Genomic DNA, 18,433 nt, shown 5'->3' on the forward strand with positions numbered 1-18,433 from the left:
TAGCAAGCTCCAGTTCCTTTGTTGAATCCCAGTTCGACAGTAAGATTGCTTGAAATCAAAAGCAGATTTCTTTTCACTTCAATTGCAGACTTGATTCATTTAGCACTTGTCTAGCTCCCATTCCCAGGAATTACACTATGTCTCAGATATCGATGCCTACGGTAGGCTGCGCCTACGCACCTCCAGTTAATTGCACACATGCAGAGTTAGCCGCAATTGTTGCTAACGCTAGCTTCCTCTGGGAACGTCTCGATCCAGAGCGTTTTACTGTGGATGGCGAACAGGCAAATGAATCAGAAATCGATCGCAGATGCGATCGCTGGTGTCAGGTTGTCGCCCAGGGCAATTTGGACACCTTAGAAAAACGCTTACAGTGGGAAGGTTTGAACCTCGATACGGTTCGTCCTCGGTTAGGAAGCGTGCAAATTACTGGCACTCAACCGTTGCCGGAATGGGCACAAACCCTGCAACAAATTATGCAAACGGCAACAGAGTTTATGTCTGCATCTGAATCATTTCTGCCAATCGATCCAGACAAACCTATTCCTTTCGAGGACGTTCTCTTACCTGCCATCATAGTTGCCAGACAGCAACTCCTGACTCGTCTCGGTTCTGGGCAACTCACGCAAGATACCCTTCCTTTATCGATTCTCTCAAAAGCTGCTTATCAAGCTTTAGAACAAAGCTTACTGCAACGACTGGCGGCACTTTGCACCAAGACACTGGACTTTGAATTTTCCCAGGTTCGTCCCTTTGGTCAGAATTTGCTCAATTTGCTGGGGCTAGAAACGGAAGACAGTAATAGCAAAAGCCACTACACCCAATTTGTTTATCGACTACTGCAAGATGGATTGCTGACCTTCTTCCAGAAGTATCCAGTCCTCGGTCGGTTAGTGGCAACAGCAGTCAATTTTTGGGTTGAGTTCGTGGCTGAGTTTCTTCAGCGATTGGCTGAGGATACAGATATTCTGCACCTGTTTAGCTCAACAATTGATAGCTTAGGCAAAGTTACTGAAATTGAAACCTCTCTTTCTGACCCGCATAAGCAAGGCAGAACCGTCATTTTACTCACCTTTGAATCTGGACTCAAACTCGTCTATAAGCCCAAGGATTTAGGGTTGGAGGTTGCTTTTAACCAATTTTTGACCTGGTGCGACCAACACAGCCAACTCTTGGATTTTAAAATCATCCAGGTGCTGAACCAGAACGGTTACGGTTGGGTGGAATATGTTGAGCATCAACCTTGTGTGGATGAAGCTGCTGCGGAACGCTTTTATCAGCGAGCTGGGATGCTGTTGTGTGTACTTTATGCGCTTAGGGGAACCGATTGCCACTGCGAAAACTTAATCGCTAGTGGCGAACACCTAGTGTTGATCGATATGGAAACCCTGTTGCATCATGAAGCAAATTTAATTGAAAATTCACCGTTTATTCAAGAGTTTGAGACAGCCGCAGCCCAACGCCTTTGGGATTCGGTACTCCGCACCGGACTGTTACCCCGGTGGGACTTTAGCAGCGATCGCCGCGTTGCTTATGATATTAGCGGGTTGGGCAGTACCGATTCAGGGCAAGCTCCCCGGAAAATGCCTCGCTGGCAGGCGATTAATACCGACAATATGCACCAACGGTATGAGTCTGTGCCATTTCCCCTAGAAAAAAATGTACCGCGCTTAGGTGAAATCGCTTTGTCTACCAACGATTATCAGGTACAAATCGCTGCCGGATTTGAGCAGATGTGTCGTTTTTTAATGGTAAACAAAGATAGACTGCTGGCTCCAGACAGTCCACTTGCTGCCATGCAAAATCAACAAGTCCGCTTTATCTTCCGCGCTACCCAGATTTACGGTACTATCTTGCAAAACGCGTGGGCACCCGATTACCTGAAAAACGGGGCAGACTATAGCATTGAACTCGATCGCCTCAGTTATGCCTTTCTGGTCGCTCAGGAAAAACCCCATGCCTGGCCAATCCTGACTGCGGAACTGCAAGCTATGGAACAGTTAGACATTCCTTTTTTCACAGCTAGCGCTGGTAGTGATGAGTTGAGTGTAGGCAGCAATCAAGCTATTGGGCACTACTTCAAGCAACCTAGTTACCAGCAGGTTCTAAGTCAATTGCAAGCCCTTGATGAAACTGACCTGTCCCGACAAGTCGCTATCATTCAAGGCTCCTACTACGCCAAGATGGCGCAAACCTCAAGCAAAAACGAGGGATGGGATGTAGAATCATTACCAGTGCTGAACTCACAACAGTTGATTGAGGAAGCTAAGGCGATCGCTACTGAACTCGAAGCCAGAGCCATTCCCGACCCCGATGGTAGCGTTAACTGGATTGGCTTAGTCTATATCCCGGAGGCAGAACGATTCCAACTACAAGTGTTAAACGACAGTCTTTATGACGGACGCTGTGGAGTTGCTTTGTTTCTCGCTGCACTCTCTCAGGTATCTGGTGAGTTACGTTTCCGTAATTTGACATTGCAGACATTACAATCCTTACGTAGCCAGATCCAAATCGACCCAGAATCTCAGCAGCGAAAAGCTCGCCTCATGGGAATTGGGGGTGCATCAGGTTTGGGTTCTACGATCTATACTTTCGTCAAAATCAGCCAATTCCTTGGCGATGAAACGCTGTTGCAAGATGCTCAAGCTTTGTCTGATTGGATGACACCGGAACTGATTGCAGCGGATAAATATTTGGATATTATCAGCGGAGCTGCTGGAGCCATATTAGGGCTATTGTCTCTTTATGGAGTAACAAAACAAGCAACAGTATTGGAAAAAGCGATCGCCTGCGGACAGCATTTACTCACCCACCAAGTCAGCCATGAAGGTGCGCCTAAAGCTTGGTTGACCATTGGTGAAATGCCCTTTACAGGCTTCTCCCACGGAGCCGCAGGTATCTCCTATGCGCTGCTTCAACTTTACGCTGTTACCCAAGACTGCAACTACTTAGAAGCCGCCTTAGAAGGGATTGAGTATGAGCGCAGCGTTTTTTCCAACTCCAACGCCAACTGGCCCGACTTCCGTGGATTAGCACAAACAGGGCAGCCTGTCTTTCCAACTCAGTGGTGTCATGGCGCAGCCGGAATTGGATTGGCACGCTTAGGCAGTTTCGAGATTGTCAAAACATCTGAAATTGAACGCGAGATTGAAATAGCTCTGCAAACCACTCAGCGCTATGCATTGCAAGTCATCGATCATCTCTGCTGTGGCAATCTGGGTCGCGTTGAAGTGCTGTTAGTTGGTGCCCAGCGCTGCTCTCGTCCTGATTGGTATCAGGCTGCTTTCCAGAATGCGACCAATGTTGTGGCTAAAGCCCAGCGCACTGGAGCATATCAACTGTTTCCCAATTTACCTAATTCTGTATTTAATCCTGGCTTCTTCCCAGGAACAGCCGGAATTGGTTATCAGCTACTTCGCCTAGCACAACCAGAGCAATTACCTTCAGTGTTGCTGTGGGAGTAAACGCTTTTGAGAGCGATCGCCTTAAGCAACTCCCACTAATTACAAGTCACCAGATAAACAACATGAAAGACTCACGTCGCTCAATCTTTCGTGAAGATGCTGTTCGTCGCTATCTAGAAGGCAGAGAAAAGTCCATTTTGCCACGACTGGTTTCTCCACGCACGTTTATTTATTTGTGGTTCCTGTTAGGGTTGCTGGTGATGAGTAGCATCATCGCTTGGTTTACTAAAGTGCCCGTGTATGCTTCTGGTTCAGCCGTTGTTGTTCACTGGAAAAGTAAAAAAGGCACTCATGAAGGTATTGTTGTCGCTGCTTTTTTCCCGCCTCAACATTTTTCAAGTTTGCGAACTACCCAGAAATTGTTTTTGAATTTTGATGCTAGGGGCGATCGCTTCAGCCATTCCATTATTGCCGTTGAACCGGAGATTATTAGCCCTGATGCTATCCAAAAACAATTTGCGCTCAACTCGCAGATTGTACAGCAAATCGCTGGGCCAAGTGCAGTAGCGATCGCACAATTAGAGCCAATACCCGAAAATTTGTCTGCTTCTGCATATCTAGGTAGTGTCGGTGATGCCAAAGCTGAAGTTGGTTCGCAACGCATCATATCTCTGTTACCGCTAATTGGGCAGTTCTTTAAATAAGCAACTATGAATGTTCTTAAGAAAGTACAACAAATGTATTTACCGCTTGAGGCGATCGGCTGGCGACTAAAATATCTCATCTCACCTGTTCGTTGGCGGTTTTTGCAGCATTATCAACGTCGAGTTCCCATCAGACTACAACTAAATGCTGTTGAATGTGGTGCAGCTTGCCTAGCAATGATTCTTAGTTATTATGGCAGACAGACTCAGGTTGCTGAATGTCGAGAGTTTATGGGCATTAGTCGAGATGGTGTAACTGCACAGACAATTGCCAGAACTGCCCGTGCCTATGGATTGCGTGTAAAAGCATACTCCCTAGAAGAACTTGCCGATTTTAAATATGTCCATCTACCAGCAATTGTGTATTGGAACTTCGAGCATTTCATAGTTGTGGAACGTTGGTCATCGAAGTCCGTTGAAATTGTCGATCCAAGCTGCGGACGACGCAAATTAACTGTGGATCGATTCCATGAGGGCTTTACAGGGGTGGTATTGACTTTCGAGCCAGGAGTGCAATTCCAATACCGCCGGACAAAAGCTCAATTATCGTGGTGGGACTACTTGCTTGAATACATATTGCATACACCCGGCTTGTTGTTGCAAATCCTCAGTACCTCTCTCCTTTTACAAATACTTGGGCTAGCGCTACCCATTTTGACTAAAGTAGTTGTCGATCGCATCTTGCCGCTTCACATCACCGATGTCATGCCAATCCTGGGGCTGGGGATGATGATTCTCGTTCTCGCGCAAATGGTAACGAGTTATTTACGAGCCGCGTTGCTGATTTATTTACAAGCACGCATAGATACCCGCTTAATGCTCGGTTTCTTTGAACACTTGCTCACACTTCCCTTTCGCTTTTTCGAGCAACGTACAGTTGGCGATCTCTTGATGCGCTTGGGGAGCAACGCCATGATTCGAGAAACGCTCACTAGTCAGACGCTATCAATCATCTTAGATGGTACGTTTGTGTTGGGGTACCTGATCTTACTGTTTGTTCAAGAACCTGCTTTTGGGGTCGTTGTTTCGATCGTCGGACTGCTTCAGGTGATGCTCTTATTTGGCACAACCAACCGAGTCCATGACCTAATGCAACGCGATTTGTTAGCTCAGGCAGAGTCTCAAAGTTACTTAGTCGAAGCATTAACAGGAATCCTGACGCTCAAGGCGTGTGGAAGTGAAGACCGTGCCTTTGAATACTGGTCTAATTTATTTTTCAAGCAATTGAATGTCTCGCTACAACGCAATCATTTAGGTGCACTGGTTGACACAGCAATGCTATCGCTGCGATCTTTCTCACCGCTTGTCTTGTTATGGGTGGGAGCGCTGTATGTGCTAGATGGAAGTATGAGCTTAGGGACAATGCTAGCGTTAAATGCGATCGCCGCATCCTTCTTAATGCCCCTGTCCTCGCTGGTATCAAACGGTCAGCGTTTACAATTAGTAGACGCACATCTTGAGCGGCTGACTGATGTTCTTACAGCCGAGTCGGAGCAGAAGTTGCAAAAAGTTCAAACTGCACCACGACTAACAGGTCGAATTGAATTAGATCGGGTTAGCTTCCGTTACGATCGAAATGCCCCATCAGTCTTACACAATATCTCACTTAGTATCGAACCTGGACAAAAAATAGCTTTAGTAGGTCGTTCTGGATCGGGAAAAAGTACACTAGCTAAACTTTTACTTGGACTTTACTTACCAACGGAAGGCGAAATCTTGTATGATGGGATGCCCTTGCAGGCATTAAACTGGCGCACATTGCGTAGTCAATTTGGGGTAGTACTTCAGGAGCCATTCCTTTTTAGCGGTTCAATTCGTCAAAATATCAGCATTAACGATCCCAGCCTTTCCCTTGAGCAGATCGTGGCAGCGGCAGAGCTTGCGGCTATCCACGATGATATTATGCAAATGCCTATGGGTTATGAAACAAGAGTTGCTGAAGGAGGCAGTGGTTTATCGGGAGGACAACGCCAACGGTTATCACTAGCGCGTGCTTTCGCTCACCAACCTGCTATTCTTTTACTGGATGAAGCAACCAGCCATCTTGATGTAGTAACTGAGAGCTCGATCGAACAGAATTTGCATCACATCTCATGTACGCGGATTGCGATCGCTCATCGATTGAGTACTATCCGCAATGCAGATACAATTTTAGTCCTCGATCGAGGGAGAATTGTTGAACAAGGTTCCCATGAGGAACTTCTACATCTGGATGGACATTATGCTTCACTAATTCGTAGTTTGGATTTTGGTGAAGTCAAAGTATAAAAAAATGCTAAAACGCCGATTCAGTAATGAGGAAAAGAGAGCTAAATAACCACTTTAAATAATTCTTTAATGGACAGCTATTCCCCACCACTGTTTAAACTTTAATCTTGGAGATGTCATTGAATTTATGGCTAATAGTAATGTGTGTGCATGATGTGAAACTTTCTCAAAAATTACAGATTATCAGTCTGAAAGTTTATTTGTGGCGATCGCACTTCACAACAATGTACATGCCAATCTAGCTGTAATTTGCTGGGAATCAACAGTTAGAGCAACCAGTCTAAATTAAAGCCCTAATTTTGCTGTAACTACTACCTCATCTCTAAAGCCTACTAGCACTGCCGTTCCATCTTTGACGAAAACTGGGCGTTTGAGCAGCATTGCGTCTTTAGTGAATGCGTCAATCCACTGTTCATCAGTCCAAGTCTTCTTTTCATCTCCTAAAGCGCGGTAGGATTGGCCAGAGGTATTTCGCATGGAAGCAGAACCCAAAGAATTCACCCAGTTTTGGATTTGCTCGCGATCCGGCGAAGTTTCTTTCGTGTTAATGAACTCATAGTCAATTTTGTTGTGTTGGAGCCACGTCAAAGCTTTTTTGCAAGTGCCGCAGTTGGGAATTCCGTAAACTTGAATGGACATAAATTTGTTTAAGCAACAATCTCCATATATACATTGGCTGGTGTAACTTCTGCCACCCATGCTTCTGTTCTTGAGTTTATAGCTGCTAAATCCTATTGATGGGGTTCACCGTAAATATTATTGACCGCGATAGCTCTTGCAACTAATGTGTAATGCTCGACCGCCGGAGCAATCCCTGCTTAAAATCCGCTTCATGCTGCAAGTGTATTAGCGGGATGGAACAGAGGTCTTTGATTTCTCACACCTCGGTAGCTATGTCGTGTTTCCCTTGGTGTCTGTGCTATTTCCAGGTTCCGAAACAGAACCAAGCAAAACGATCCAAATCTCCGAGTATTGTTAGACTTATTTAACTCCAGTTAGATGACCTGCACCCTTAGAAAATTGTTTAATTGACCAAGCAACCTGTCTAATTGTCTGGTGAATCTATTGGCAGTTTCAGCAGGGTTTGTCCATTGAATCTAGGAGCGCAGACATCATTGACCGAGTATGGTTCCCAACCCGCCTACCCAAAGCGATCGCAGCTAAAAGCCCTATTTGAACAACTCATCCAACATGCCCATGTCTCCTAGTAACTCTCACCCCTCGGACGATCCTTGGAGCATCGTCTTTGAGGGCTACGACCCAGAAAAAGAAGGCCGGCGGGAAGCCCTATGCGCCCTGGGAAACGGTTATTTTGTCACCCGTGCAGCCGCACCGGAGGCCACAGCCGATGAAGTTCACTACCCTGGTACATATCGGGCAGGTCTCTACAATCGCTTGGTCAGTCAAGTCAATGGCGAAGAAGTGGATGACGAGTCAATTGTCAATTTGCCCAACTGGTTGTCGCTGACGTTTCGGATTGATGGTGGTGAGTGGTTTTCGCTCGACGCGGTTGAGATTCTTGCCTATCGCCAGATTTTGCAGTTGCGGCAGGGTCTTCTCAGGCGTGAAGTGCAATTTCGCGATCGCCAGGGACGGGAAACAACGCTGCAAGAACAGCGCTTTGTCAGCATGGATCGACCGCATCTTGCTGGGCTGCACATTGAACTAACGCCAGAGAATTGGTCAGGCAACTTAGAAATTCGTTCGGCGATCGATGGACGCGTTACTAACAACAATGTCGATCGCTATGCGCCGTTCAATAAGCAACATTTAGAGCCAGTAGCAACTGGAGCGCTACCAGAAGGAATTTGGTTGACAATGCGTACCTGCCAATCTCACATTGACATCGCAATGGCAGCCCGAACTCGCGTCGCTGCGAACGGACATGAGGTTAATGCAGCCCAAATTCGCGACTGTGATGAAGCTCAAGTTGCAGAGCGAATACAGGTGCAGGTTGAGCGTGGTGCAACAGTTGCGATCGAAAAAATTGCCGCCCTTTACACCTCACGCGATCCGGCGATCGCCCAAAGCACAGAAGCCGCACAATTGGCAATCCAACAGGCTCCCAATTTTGCCGAGCTGCTCAAAGCACATCAGCGAGCTTGGGAGCGGCTTTGGCTTCGCTGCGACTTTGACCTCGACCCTGTGAAATACCTGGAAGCAGCCCGAATGCACATCTTTCACGTGCTGCAAACCGTCTCACCCCATACCGTTGACTTGGATGTGGGCATCCCGGCACGGGGCTGGCACGGGGAAGATTATCGCGGACACATTTTCTGGGATGAAACTTTTGTACTAGCGTTCTTGTCTTGTCGGTTTCCGGCGATCGTGCGTTCTATTTTGCTGTACCGCTATCGTCGGCTAAATGAAGCCCGACAATTGGCACGCCAGCACGGTTACCGGGGTGCCATGTTTCCTTGGCGTAGTGCCAGCACCGGACGCGAAGAGACTCCCCGCTTTCAGTTCAATCTCCTTTCAGGGCAGTGGATGCCAGACAACACCTTTTTGCAACGTCACATTGGGGCGATCGTTGCCTACACGGTTTGGCAGTACTACATCACGACCAATGACCAAGTGTTCTTGAGCGATTGGGGCGCTGAACTGCTAATTGAAATTGCCCGTTTCTTTTCGAGTATCGCCACCTATAATCCTAAGCGCGATCGCTATGAAATTCTGGGTGTCGTGGGTTCAGACGAATACCACACAACGTATCCAGAGGCGGAAACTCCCGGCATTAACAACAACACTTACACCAATTTGATGGCTGTCTGGACTCTTTGCCGGGCGCGGGAGGCACTCGGTCGACTATCACCCTCCCGTCGGGCTGAACTTTGCCATGTATTAGAACTGCACCAGGATGAGATTGACCAGTGGGATGTTGTAAGCCGCAAGATGTATGTCAGCTTCCACGATGATGGGATTCTAAGCCAGTACGAAGGGTTTGAGCGCCTGCAAGCGTTTGATGTAGAGCAATTCCACGAGCAGCACGGCAAGCAAAGAATTGAGTGGGTTCTAAAGGCAGAGGGCGACGATATCAATCGCTATCAAATCGCTAAACAAGCTGATGTCGCTGTTTTATTCTTTCTACTAAGCGAAATGGAACTGACAGCCCTTTTAAAACGGTTAGGATACGCTTTTGACCAAGAGCAGATGCAGCGCACGATCGCCTACCACCTCCAGCGCACTACCCATGAATCCAGCTTGTCCCGTCTTATTTATGCAGGGGCAACGGCGACGCTCGATTGCGATACTTCCTGGCAGCTATTTACACAGGCACTGTTCACAGATTGCTCCCATAGAGACGGTTCTGGTACTGAAACAGGAATCCATTTAGGTGCAATGGCAGGTACGCTACATATGCTACATCATTGCTACCTTGGCTTGTGCGCCCGTGATGCAATTCTCTACCTCCAGCCATCGTTTCCAGCACACCTCAATCGGCTGCGCGTTAACTTGAATCATCAGGGCAACGATCTGCAAATTGAGATTACGGCAAAGCATTTGGGCATTACAGCCGCTCCTGATAACAGGGAATCAGTAAAGATTATCTGTCAGGGACAAGTTGCAAATGTGCAACCCGGCACCTCGATCGGCATTCATCTAGACTGAAAGTGTGAGTGCTAAACTCCTGTGGTGTAAAAAACTTACTTATTGAATGATGTTCAAGTTTATAGTGTTTAACAAAATACAAATATAACGTAATGCTGACTGATTGAAGAAACTGTTAAACATCAAATTATAGTAGGAGTGTTAATGACTTTACCACTTAAAGAAATTATATTAGCACCAGGACAAGGTAATCATCTAATTACTGGTAATAGTGAAATAACATTTAAGGTAGTTGGTGCTGACACTCACGGCCACTTGGGATTATTTGAAAACTTAATACAACCAGGTGGAACTGCTCCGGTACTGCATATTCATCGACAAATGGAAGAAATGTTTTACGTTTTAGAAGGAGAAGTAGAAATTCAAGTTGGCAATCAGATAGTACAAGGGCAACCAGGGGCATTTGTGTTAGTTCCACGTAATACACCTCATACATTCGCTAACCGCGGAACTCAGCCTGCAAAATTATTAATCATGTTTTGTCCAGCAGGAGAACGCGAACAGTATTTTGAAGGGTTAGCTGAACTCCTCAAAGATGGGCAAACTCCAGACCGAGATGCTCTTGTAGAATTGATGCGGAAATTCGATCAAGAGCCAGTAGAGATTTAATTATCGATGGTGTTACTATTACTGCTGGTTGAGTATATAAACCTTGACTGATGATGTCGAAAGTTATAGGGAGTCATACTCTTTGTTGTTCGCCTAAACCCAGTGGAGGCACGTGCTGTTGTGGGTGGAATAGTAGAGGATATTGAATAAAAATATTTAATCACTCATGATGTCACCAACTGCTTTAAGTCGGCTGGAGTCAAGTTTGAGTGTACTACTTGTCCATCGCGAAACCAAACGATGCGCTTGGTTTGACGGGCAACGTCAGGTTCATGAGTAACCATGACAACCGTGATTCCACTGCCATTAAGTTCGTTAAATATTTCTAATACTTCTTGAGTGGTGCGGGAATCAAGTGCGCCAGTGGGTTCATCGGCTAAGAGGACAACGGGACGGTTGACAATGGCCCGAGCGATCGCTACCCTTTGTTGTTGTCCGCCAGATAGTTGTGTTGGTTTGTTGTTAAGGCGATTGGCTAAACCTACTCGTTTGAGCGCTTCTGCGGCGCGATCGCGTCTTTCGCTAGGATCGATATCAGCGTACACCATTGGCAGCATCACATTTTCTAATGCTGTCAGTTGGGGTAACAGGTGAAATTGTTGGAACACAAACCCCAATTTCTTGTTACGAATGTGTGCCAATTCTTTATCGTTCATCTGTGCTACATCGACGTTATCTAGATAATAATGTCCGCCAGTGGGGCGATCTAGACAGCCGATAATATTCATGGCTGTGGATTTACCCGAACCAGAAGGCCCCATAATTGAACAATATTCACCCTGTTCCACAATTAAGTTGACATCATTCAATGCTCGTACTTCTGTTTCGCCACTACCGTAGATTTTATATATACTTTCTAAGCGAATAATGGCTGATTTTGGTACAGAATTAGGAACTAAAGAATCGGTAATTGAAATAGTGTTTGCCATAAAGATTTAGTGATTATTTATTAGTAATACTTATTAATTCTTTCCTACTTGTCTCACTTGTTTTTGAGTTATCAGCCAACCTAAAGCGATAAACAAGAATGTAGCCACAATACTTACAAACAAAGAGGCATAAAAAGGATTGGTAGATTGTGATGAGATATTGCTGTTAGCGGGTGGTTAATTTTGTCGATGTGTTTGACGATTATACCAAACGCGATCGCACTACTGCCAAAGCCAACACCTAATATTTGGATTGGATGCTTTAGGAGGCGATCGCGTTCGGCTTGTTTTATTTCTCCTATGCCGCTAATTCAGTCTATTGCTCTAAACAATAACTTGGAACATTGAAATAAATAACCTAAATCGGCATTTATTTTTAGTTTCAAGAAATAGTATTTTTATAGCTCAATACTTTTTAAAAATTTGATATATTTACTGATTATAGCACATATTTTCTGTAGATTTTTGAGTTTTACATTAAACTATAAATAACCTAAAAAATTATCTAATGGATTTTTTAACAATTTTAGGATTAGCTGCTGCCACAATAACCACAATCTCTTTTCTGCCACAAATGTTGAAAACTTGGCAAACAAAATCAGCAAAAGATGTTTCATTGGTTACGCTGATTACATTCATAAGTGGTATTTTTTTGTGGTTAATTTATGGAATTTATTTACAATCGTTACCGATTATTCTTGCTAACGGTGTAACATTGGTTTTTAACTTAATTATTCTATGGCTTAAAATTAGATATAGATAAACTTGCCATAACAAACACTTGTGACATCATCTGTATTTGCCTCCGAACGTCTCCTCTTTACCCCTACCACCCCCAACAACGACGCTATACCACTCATTTTTGCCTTTCCCAATGAATATAGCGTGGGTATCACAAGCTTAGGCTATCAAGTAGTATGGGCAACTCTGGCAATGCGCGATGATGTGCAGGTTAGCCGCCTATTTACCGATATTCACGAACAACTACCCAGAAAGCCAGAAATAATCGGATTTTCTATTTCTTGGGAACTGGATTATGTGAATATTTTAAATTTACTGGAATCTTTAGAAATTCCGATTCGGACAACTTCACGCGATGATTCTCATCCGATAATTTTTGGTGGTGGTCCTGTTCTCACTGCTAACCCCGAACCTTTTGCAGATTTTTTCGATGTAATTTTGTTAGGAGATGGCGAAAACCTCCTAGGGAATTTCATTGAAGCGTATAAAGATGTCAGAAATGCTTCTAGACAAACTCAACTAAAAACACTTGCACAAATACCAGGAATTTATGTTCCGAGTATGTACGAAGTGGAATATCAAGCAATAGATGGTGCAGTCAAGTCAATTAAACCAATTTCACCAGAAATTCCTACATTGGTGCAAAAGCAGACTTATCGGGGAAATACTTTATCAGCATCAACTGTTGTTACCCAAAATGCTGCTTGGGAAAATATTTACATGGTGGAAGTGGTAAGAAGTTGTCCAGAAATGTGCCGTTTTTGTCTGGCTAGTTATCTGACATTGCCTTTTAGAACAGCAAGTTTGGAAGGTTCGTTAATTCCAGCTATTGATAGAGGTTTAGAAGTTACAAATCGTCTAGGATTATTGGGCGCTTCTGTTACCCAGCATCCAGAATTTGAAGTATTACTAGACTATATTAATCAGCCAAAATACGATGATGTCCGTCTGAGTATTGCTTCGGTACGAACAAATACAGTAACAGTACAGCTAGCCAAAACTTTAGCACAACGAGACACGCGATCGCTTACAATTGCTGTCGAAAGTGGTTCAGAAAAATTGCGGCAAATCGTCAACAAAAAGCTGCATAATGACGAAATCATCCAAGCGGCAGCAAATGCCAAAGCTGGTGGATTGTCAGGCTTGAAACTCTACGGGATGGTAGGAATTCCTGGTGAAGAACCAGAAGATTTAGAGCAAACTGTGGCAATGATGCGTAATATCAAAAAAGCTGCACCAGGATTACGCTTAACACTGGGATGCAGCACTTTTGTTCCCAAAGCACATACACCGTTTCAATGGTTTGGAGTGAATAAGCAAGCAGAAAAGCGGTTGCAATTATTACAAAAACAGCTAAAACCCCAAGGGATAGATTTTCGCCCAGAAAGCTATAATTGGTCAATAATCCAAGCTTTGTTATCCAGAGGCGATCGCCGACTCTCGCATTTTTTAGAACTTACTCGCAACTTTGGCGATTCTTTAGGCAGCTACAAACGTGCTTTCAAGCAACTCAAAGGCCAACTTCCCGATTTAGATTTCTACGTCCATGCCAACTGGTCAACAGAGCAAGTTCTACCCTGGAGTCACTTGCAAGGGCCTCTACCACAGTCTACACTACTAAAGCATTTGGCTGATGCTACCAGTCATTTCCAATCATCTCAACAAGGGACTGGGGATTGGGGATTAGGAATTAAGGACTGGGTTGCAAATTGAAATATGGAAGAGGCTTTAAAACGGGACATATGAAATATATTAATACCCAGTCCACAGTCCCCAGTACCGATAAATTTATAGCTAAAAACTTGATGCAAACAACATCTGAGTATTACTGCGCCTATTGTGGCGAACCTAACTTAACTTTTATTGATTTGAGTGCTGGGTTACAACAATCTTATGTAGAAGATTGTCAAGTTTGCTGTAATCCAAACATTTTATATGTGCGGGTTGATGAAGACACCCTAGATATCGAAATCGATACCGAATACGAAGGCTAAAATTTAGGTTTTTCTTTCCATGCTGCACTTTACACATTCCTCAACAATTAATGCGCCGCCAGAAGTAGTTTGGAAATTTCACGAAAGAACAGATATTTTGCAACTACTAAATCCCCCTTGGCAACCAGTTCAAGTAGTCCGCCGTGAAGGAGGATTGGAAGTGGGTGCTATCACAGAATTTCGATTATTTCTAGGCCCATTACCCTTAACTTGGTTAGCGCGCCATACTGAATGCGAACAATATCGCTTGTTTACCGATACACAAATATCTGGGCCTTTTGAGTCTTGGGTACATCGACATCAGTTTGAACCGCAAGATGGTAAAACTAGGTTGACTGATGCGATTTCCTTTTCTATGCCTGGTGGAGGAACAGTTGAATTTATCGGCGGTTGGTTAGTCCAAGCACAACTAGAAGCAATGTTTCGCTACCGACACTACATAACGAAACGGGAGTGCGAGTCAAAATAATTCGTATTTTGTGAGGGAGTTGCCGTCTTGGATGCCGTAACTTAGTCATTTCCTAGACTGCGGTAAAGGTCTGATAGCTTTATTGGCAAACATCTCCAGAAAAACCCTGCGTCGCTGTCGGGGTGATTCGGGTGCGATGTAACCCCACAAACTTTCCCAGTAAAAAAAGGATATGCCAACAAAAGAGCGATCGCGCACTATCTGCACTTGTTCTCGAATTTGAGCAATTTCTACAGGATTACGTAATGTTCCCGTTGAGATACCAATGCCTACAGGAATTTGAGTACGAGCAAATTCTAACGCTGGTTTTTGCAATTCAGCAATAAAACTGCTTTTATCATTTCGATATACCTGCAAAATTAACTCGTCTATCAAACCTTTTTTTACCCAACTTTCCCAGTCTTGCAAGTAGTATTTGTAAGCAAAAGTCTGTGAGTTGGGGGACAGTGATATTTTGGCATTAGATTTAACTGCTTTCACGGCTTGGTAGATTTCTGCCATGAAATCAGTAATTTTGTTTGCTCGCCAACGCATCCATTCTGAGTTAAATGGATTAGTTGGAGGACTTTTGCCTTGATGTTCTTGGCGGTAAAGGTCGATAGTAAAAGAGTCATAGCCAAACTGTGTTGGCATTCCAAAGTGGTCATCAAACTGAATACCGTCTACATCATAATTGCTAACGACTTCCACAACCAGCTTGAGAATAAAGTTCTGAACCTCTGGATGTAAAGGATTCAGCCAAGCTTGCTTATTTGTCAAGCCATTGTCCACTTCTTCCAACGGGGTTTCTTTGATAGAGTTTATACCTTGTTGCCCTTTTGTTAACCAGTCAGGATAACGCCTTGCTAATTCTGAATCAAACGGTGTCATGAAACCGTATTCAAACCAGGGAATGACACTTAAATCTTGAGGTTTAGCAAGCTTAACTAGCTTTGCTAAAACATCCTGTCCACCGTGCATTAAATTCAAAAAAGGTTGAGCATCTGAACCTGTAACAATTTGAGCAACAGCACTTTTGTAAAAGGTATGTCCTCGGTTCCAAACAACAGGATAGACCGTATTAAAGTTAAGTGCCGATAATTGATTGATAGCATGGTCAATTCCCCAAGGTACAAATAGTACACCACTGGCAACATTAGTTAGCCAAACACCACGGATTTCTGTTGTAGTTGGTAAGCTCTTTTGTTGGTAATAACCTGAGAGTGAAGGGACTGAAAAGGCTGTTAAGCATAGTATTAAGTCCAAGCACAGCAAGTAGATAAAACCACTTCTAGTCAACCAATTCATTTGTGGCTTTGAATTCATTTTGGAGGAATACTTATTACTACAAAGTAAATTAGCATTTCTCCGGATTATGTAAAGATATCATAAACTACACACAGGAAAATCACACATTATCTCGATGATAATGTTCACTATTAACAGTCATTATTCACATGTAAAATTAAAATCTTTCCACTCCTTCAAACTGCTTGGTACTTGCGGCATTTGCTGCTTCACCACAAGTACGGGGTGTAGGAAATATTTTCTCAGGATTTGCTAAACCTCTAGGATTAAATACTTGCCGTACCCATTGCATAGTTTCTAAATCAACAGCGCTAAACATCTCTGGCATATAGCATTTTTTATCTGCGCCAATACCATGCTCTCCAGAAATACTGCCGCCAACTCTGACACAAAGTTTGAGAATTTGCGCCCCGACTTCTTCTACTTGCTCTAATGCTCCAGGTACGGAATTATCATAAAGAATGAGTGGGTGAAGATTGCCATCACCAGCATGAAATACATTAGCAATACGATAACCATATTGTTCACTTAATTTGGAAATTTCGTGAAGAACATATGGTAATTGAGTCCGGGGAATCACACCATCTTGGACATAATAATCTGGGCTTAAATGTCCAGCCGCAGCAAAAGCAGCTTTACGCCCTTTCCACAATTTAAATCTGGTTTCCGGGTCACTAGCAGAAGTGACACTACGCGCACCATTCTTTTTACAAATTTCCGTAATTCGCTGTTTATTTCCTTCGACTTCCACATCTAAACCATCAATTTCTATTATTAGAATGGCTGTCGCGTCGCGGGGATAACAATTTGTTGCTACAACATCTTCAACAGCATTAATGCTGAAGTTGTCCATCATTTCCATACCGCCGGGAATAATTCCCGCGCTGATAATATCAGAAACAGTTGCCCCAGCAGCTTCAATGCTTGTAAAATCTGCTAACAGTACGCAAATTGATTCTGCACTCTTAAGAATTCGTAGAGTAATTTCTGTAGCGATACCTAACGTACCTTCAGAACCGACAAATATACCCGTTAAGTCATAACCAGGCATTTCCGGGATTTGTCCGCCTAAATCGATAATTTCTCCTTCCGGCGTAACAATTCTTAATCCTAAAACATGGTTAGTGGTGACACCATACTTTAAGCAATGTACTCCGCCAGAGTTTTCAGCAACATTACCCCCAACAGAGCAAATAATTTGGCTAGAAGGGTCAGGTGCGTAGTAAAATCCAGCACCGCTGACAGTTTGCGTTACCCAACTATTAATTACTCCTGGCTGCACGACAATGCGCTGATTATCCAAATCAACGCTGAGGATTTGCCGCATTAGTGAAGTGACAATTAAAACAGAATCTTCCGATGGTAAAGCGCCACCTGATAGACCAGTGCCAGAACCCCGTGCTATGAAAGGGACAGAGTATTGGTTGCATATCTTCACCACCGCAGCCACTTGTTCTGTAGTTCTGGGTAACACAACCAAAGCCGGACGTTGGCGATAGCTAGTTAAACCATCGCACTCATAGGTAATGAGTTCCTCGCGGCGTTGCACTACACCATTTTTACTAAGTACAGCCTCGAATGCCTTGATAATAGGTTTCCAGTTACGTTGTTTTTTATCTTCAGTAAGCATAGTTTTTATAGTTAAAGGGAGATGTTACAGGCTGGTTGGTATAGCTGTAATTACTATTGTTGCAAGAATAGCAGTTTAGGGTAAATGAGGGGCGATCGCTCCTATCTTCTGTATTCAGTTTAAGGTTTAGGAGGCGATCATTATGACTGATGTTTGTTTGTCTAGGATATGAACTGAGGCTAGGTAAGCTAAAACTTAGAAGTATCTCACCAGGTTTTACAACATCCGTCACAGACTAATAAATAAATCTTCCTGTTTTGTTGATAAGCCGTTCCTGTCCATCAATTTCGACTTTTGCTTCTCCTTTGTGAAAGGAATAAGCCATATCAAACTGGGGTCTGATTACCCAAGATCCCATCTTGTCGATATAACCCCACTTTGGGTAAGTCTTTTGTCCTCCTATGCCAAGTAGCTTATGTATGGCTACAACCGCAGCTAGTCCTTCTGAAAATGCTCTGACATTGTAAAAATTCAGCGGGATAACTAACTGCCCATTCTTGTCAATATAGCCCCACTTACCACCACTTTCACCACCAAATAAGCTCTCTCGCCCACCAATATTAACTGCTGCTAGTCCTTCGGGAAAGTCGCGAGCTACGTCAAACTGGGGTCTGATAAGCCGCTTGACAACACATTTATACTTGGGGCTGATGGGTAAATCCTGTGGGTATTCAGCCAGATAGGTTTCCCCAAACCCCCCAGATCCCAATTTATCTACAATTTTGTAACGCTGTCGCAGTATATATCCAATCATGATGCTGATGCTACAGACCACTTTCTGTAGATTTT

General features: G+C 44.0%; 16 protein-coding genes. 11 read left to right on the plus strand and 5 right to left on the minus strand.

All coding sequences use genetic code 11. The features are described 5' to 3' along the window. Nucleotides 1–137: 137 nt before the first annotated feature. The 4 genes from RMY31_RS00605 (at nt 138) to RMY31_RS00620 (ending at nt 6,618) form a co-directional block, all read left to right on the plus strand. Complete coding sequence (locus RMY31_RS00605) at nt 138–3,464, plus strand: type 2 lanthipeptide synthetase LanM family protein (RefSeq protein WP_322663152.1); 3,327 nt, start codon at nt 138–140, stop codon at nt 3,462–3,464. Nucleotides 3,465–3,526: 62 nt separating this feature from the next. Further along, nucleotides 3,527–4,108, plus strand: coding sequence for a hypothetical protein (locus RMY31_RS00610; protein WP_322663154.1), 582 nt, complete (start codon nt 3,527–3,529; stop codon nt 4,106–4,108). Between the two features lie 6 nt (nt 4,109–4,114). After that, the gene (locus tag RMY31_RS00615; protein WP_322663156.1) at nt 4,115–6,376 is read left to right on the plus strand and encodes a peptidase domain-containing ABC transporter; all 2,262 of its coding nucleotides are present in this window, start codon (nt 4,115–4,117) and stop codon (nt 6,374–6,376) included. 113 nt (nt 6,377–6,489) lie between these two features. Then, a complete protein-coding gene (locus tag RMY31_RS00620) occupies nt 6,490–6,618 on the plus strand; it encodes a hypothetical protein (protein ID WP_409877030.1) in 129 nt (42 codons plus the stop codon). 43 nt (nt 6,619–6,661) lie between these two features. On the opposite strand, the gene RMY31_RS00625 is transcribed toward RMY31_RS00620, so the two are convergent. Further along, on the minus strand, nt 6,662–7,015 hold the full coding sequence (locus RMY31_RS00625; protein ID WP_322663158.1) for a Spx/MgsR family RNA polymerase-binding regulatory protein: 354 nt from the start codon (nt 7,013–7,015) through the stop codon (nt 6,662–6,664). A gap of 558 nt (nt 7,016–7,573) precedes the next feature. Here RMY31_RS00625 and RMY31_RS00630 point away from each other — a divergent pair. Beyond that, nucleotides 7,574–9,985 carry a glycoside hydrolase family 65 protein gene (locus RMY31_RS00630; protein WP_322663162.1) on the plus strand — a complete coding sequence of 804 codons (2,412 nt, stop codon included), beginning with the start codon at nt 7,574–7,576 and terminating at the stop codon, nt 9,983–9,985. Nucleotides 9,986–10,129: 144 nt separating this feature from the next. After that, nucleotides 10,130–10,594, plus strand: coding sequence for a cupin domain-containing protein (locus RMY31_RS00635; RefSeq protein ID WP_409877031.1), 465 nt, complete (start codon nt 10,130–10,132; stop codon nt 10,592–10,594). Between the two features lie 164 nt (nt 10,595–10,758). Here the strand turns inward: RMY31_RS00635 and RMY31_RS00640 are convergent, their stop codons facing one another. Further along, a complete protein-coding gene (locus RMY31_RS00640; RefSeq protein ID WP_322656763.1) occupies nt 10,759–11,523 on the minus strand; it encodes an ABC transporter ATP-binding protein in 765 nt (254 codons plus the stop codon). A gap of 183 nt (nt 11,524–11,706) precedes the next feature. On the opposite strand from RMY31_RS00640, the gene RMY31_RS00645 reads away from it, so the two are divergent. The 5 genes from RMY31_RS00645 (at nt 11,707) to RMY31_RS00665 (ending at nt 14,727) form a co-directional block, all read left to right on the plus strand. Beyond that, nucleotides 11,707–11,871, plus strand: a complete 165-nt coding sequence (locus RMY31_RS00645; RefSeq protein WP_409877032.1) for a hypothetical protein — start codon at nt 11,707–11,709, stop codon at nt 11,869–11,871. A gap of 160 nt (nt 11,872–12,031) precedes the next feature. Then, the gene (locus tag RMY31_RS00650; protein WP_322656764.1) at nt 12,032–12,286 is read left to right on the plus strand and encodes a SemiSWEET transporter; all 255 of its coding nucleotides are present in this window, start codon (nt 12,032–12,034) and stop codon (nt 12,284–12,286) included. Between the two features lie 20 nt (nt 12,287–12,306). Continuing rightward, nucleotides 12,307–13,977, plus strand: a complete 1,671-nt coding sequence (locus tag RMY31_RS00655; RefSeq protein ID WP_322656765.1) for a radical SAM protein — start codon at nt 12,307–12,309, stop codon at nt 13,975–13,977. A gap of 92 nt (nt 13,978–14,069) precedes the next feature. Next, the gene (locus RMY31_RS00660) at nt 14,070–14,258 is read left to right on the plus strand and encodes a CPXCG motif-containing cysteine-rich protein (protein WP_322657069.1); all 189 of its coding nucleotides are present in this window, start codon (nt 14,070–14,072) and stop codon (nt 14,256–14,258) included. A gap of 19 nt (nt 14,259–14,277) precedes the next feature. Then, nucleotides 14,278–14,727, plus strand: coding sequence for an SRPBCC family protein (locus RMY31_RS00665; protein ID WP_322656766.1), 450 nt, complete (start codon nt 14,278–14,280; stop codon nt 14,725–14,727). Between the two features lie 45 nt (nt 14,728–14,772). Here the strand turns inward: RMY31_RS00665 and RMY31_RS00670 are convergent, their stop codons facing one another. From RMY31_RS00670 to RMY31_RS00680, 3 genes are all read right to left on the minus strand, one after another. After that, nucleotides 14,773–16,014: a glycoside hydrolase family 10 protein gene (locus RMY31_RS00670; protein ID WP_322657070.1), complete on the minus strand. Its 1,242-nt coding sequence runs from the start codon at nt 16,012–16,014 to the stop codon at nt 14,773–14,775. A gap of 157 nt (nt 16,015–16,171) precedes the next feature. After that, nucleotides 16,172–17,644, minus strand: a complete 1,473-nt coding sequence (gene glcD, locus RMY31_RS00675; protein ID WP_322656767.1) for a glycolate oxidase subunit GlcD — start codon at nt 17,642–17,644, stop codon at nt 16,172–16,174. Nucleotides 17,645–17,879: 235 nt separating this feature from the next. Next, the gene (locus RMY31_RS00680; protein WP_409877033.1) at nt 17,880–18,398 is read right to left on the minus strand and encodes a WG repeat-containing protein; all 519 of its coding nucleotides are present in this window, start codon (nt 18,396–18,398) and stop codon (nt 17,880–17,882) included. Nucleotides 18,399–18,433 lie beyond the last annotated feature (35 nt).

Origin of the sequence: Dendronalium sp. ChiSLP03b (assembly GCF_034531165.2) — a bacterium.
Taxonomy (GTDB): Bacteria; Cyanobacteriota; Cyanobacteriia; order Cyanobacteriales; family Nostocaceae; genus Dendronalium; species Dendronalium minutum.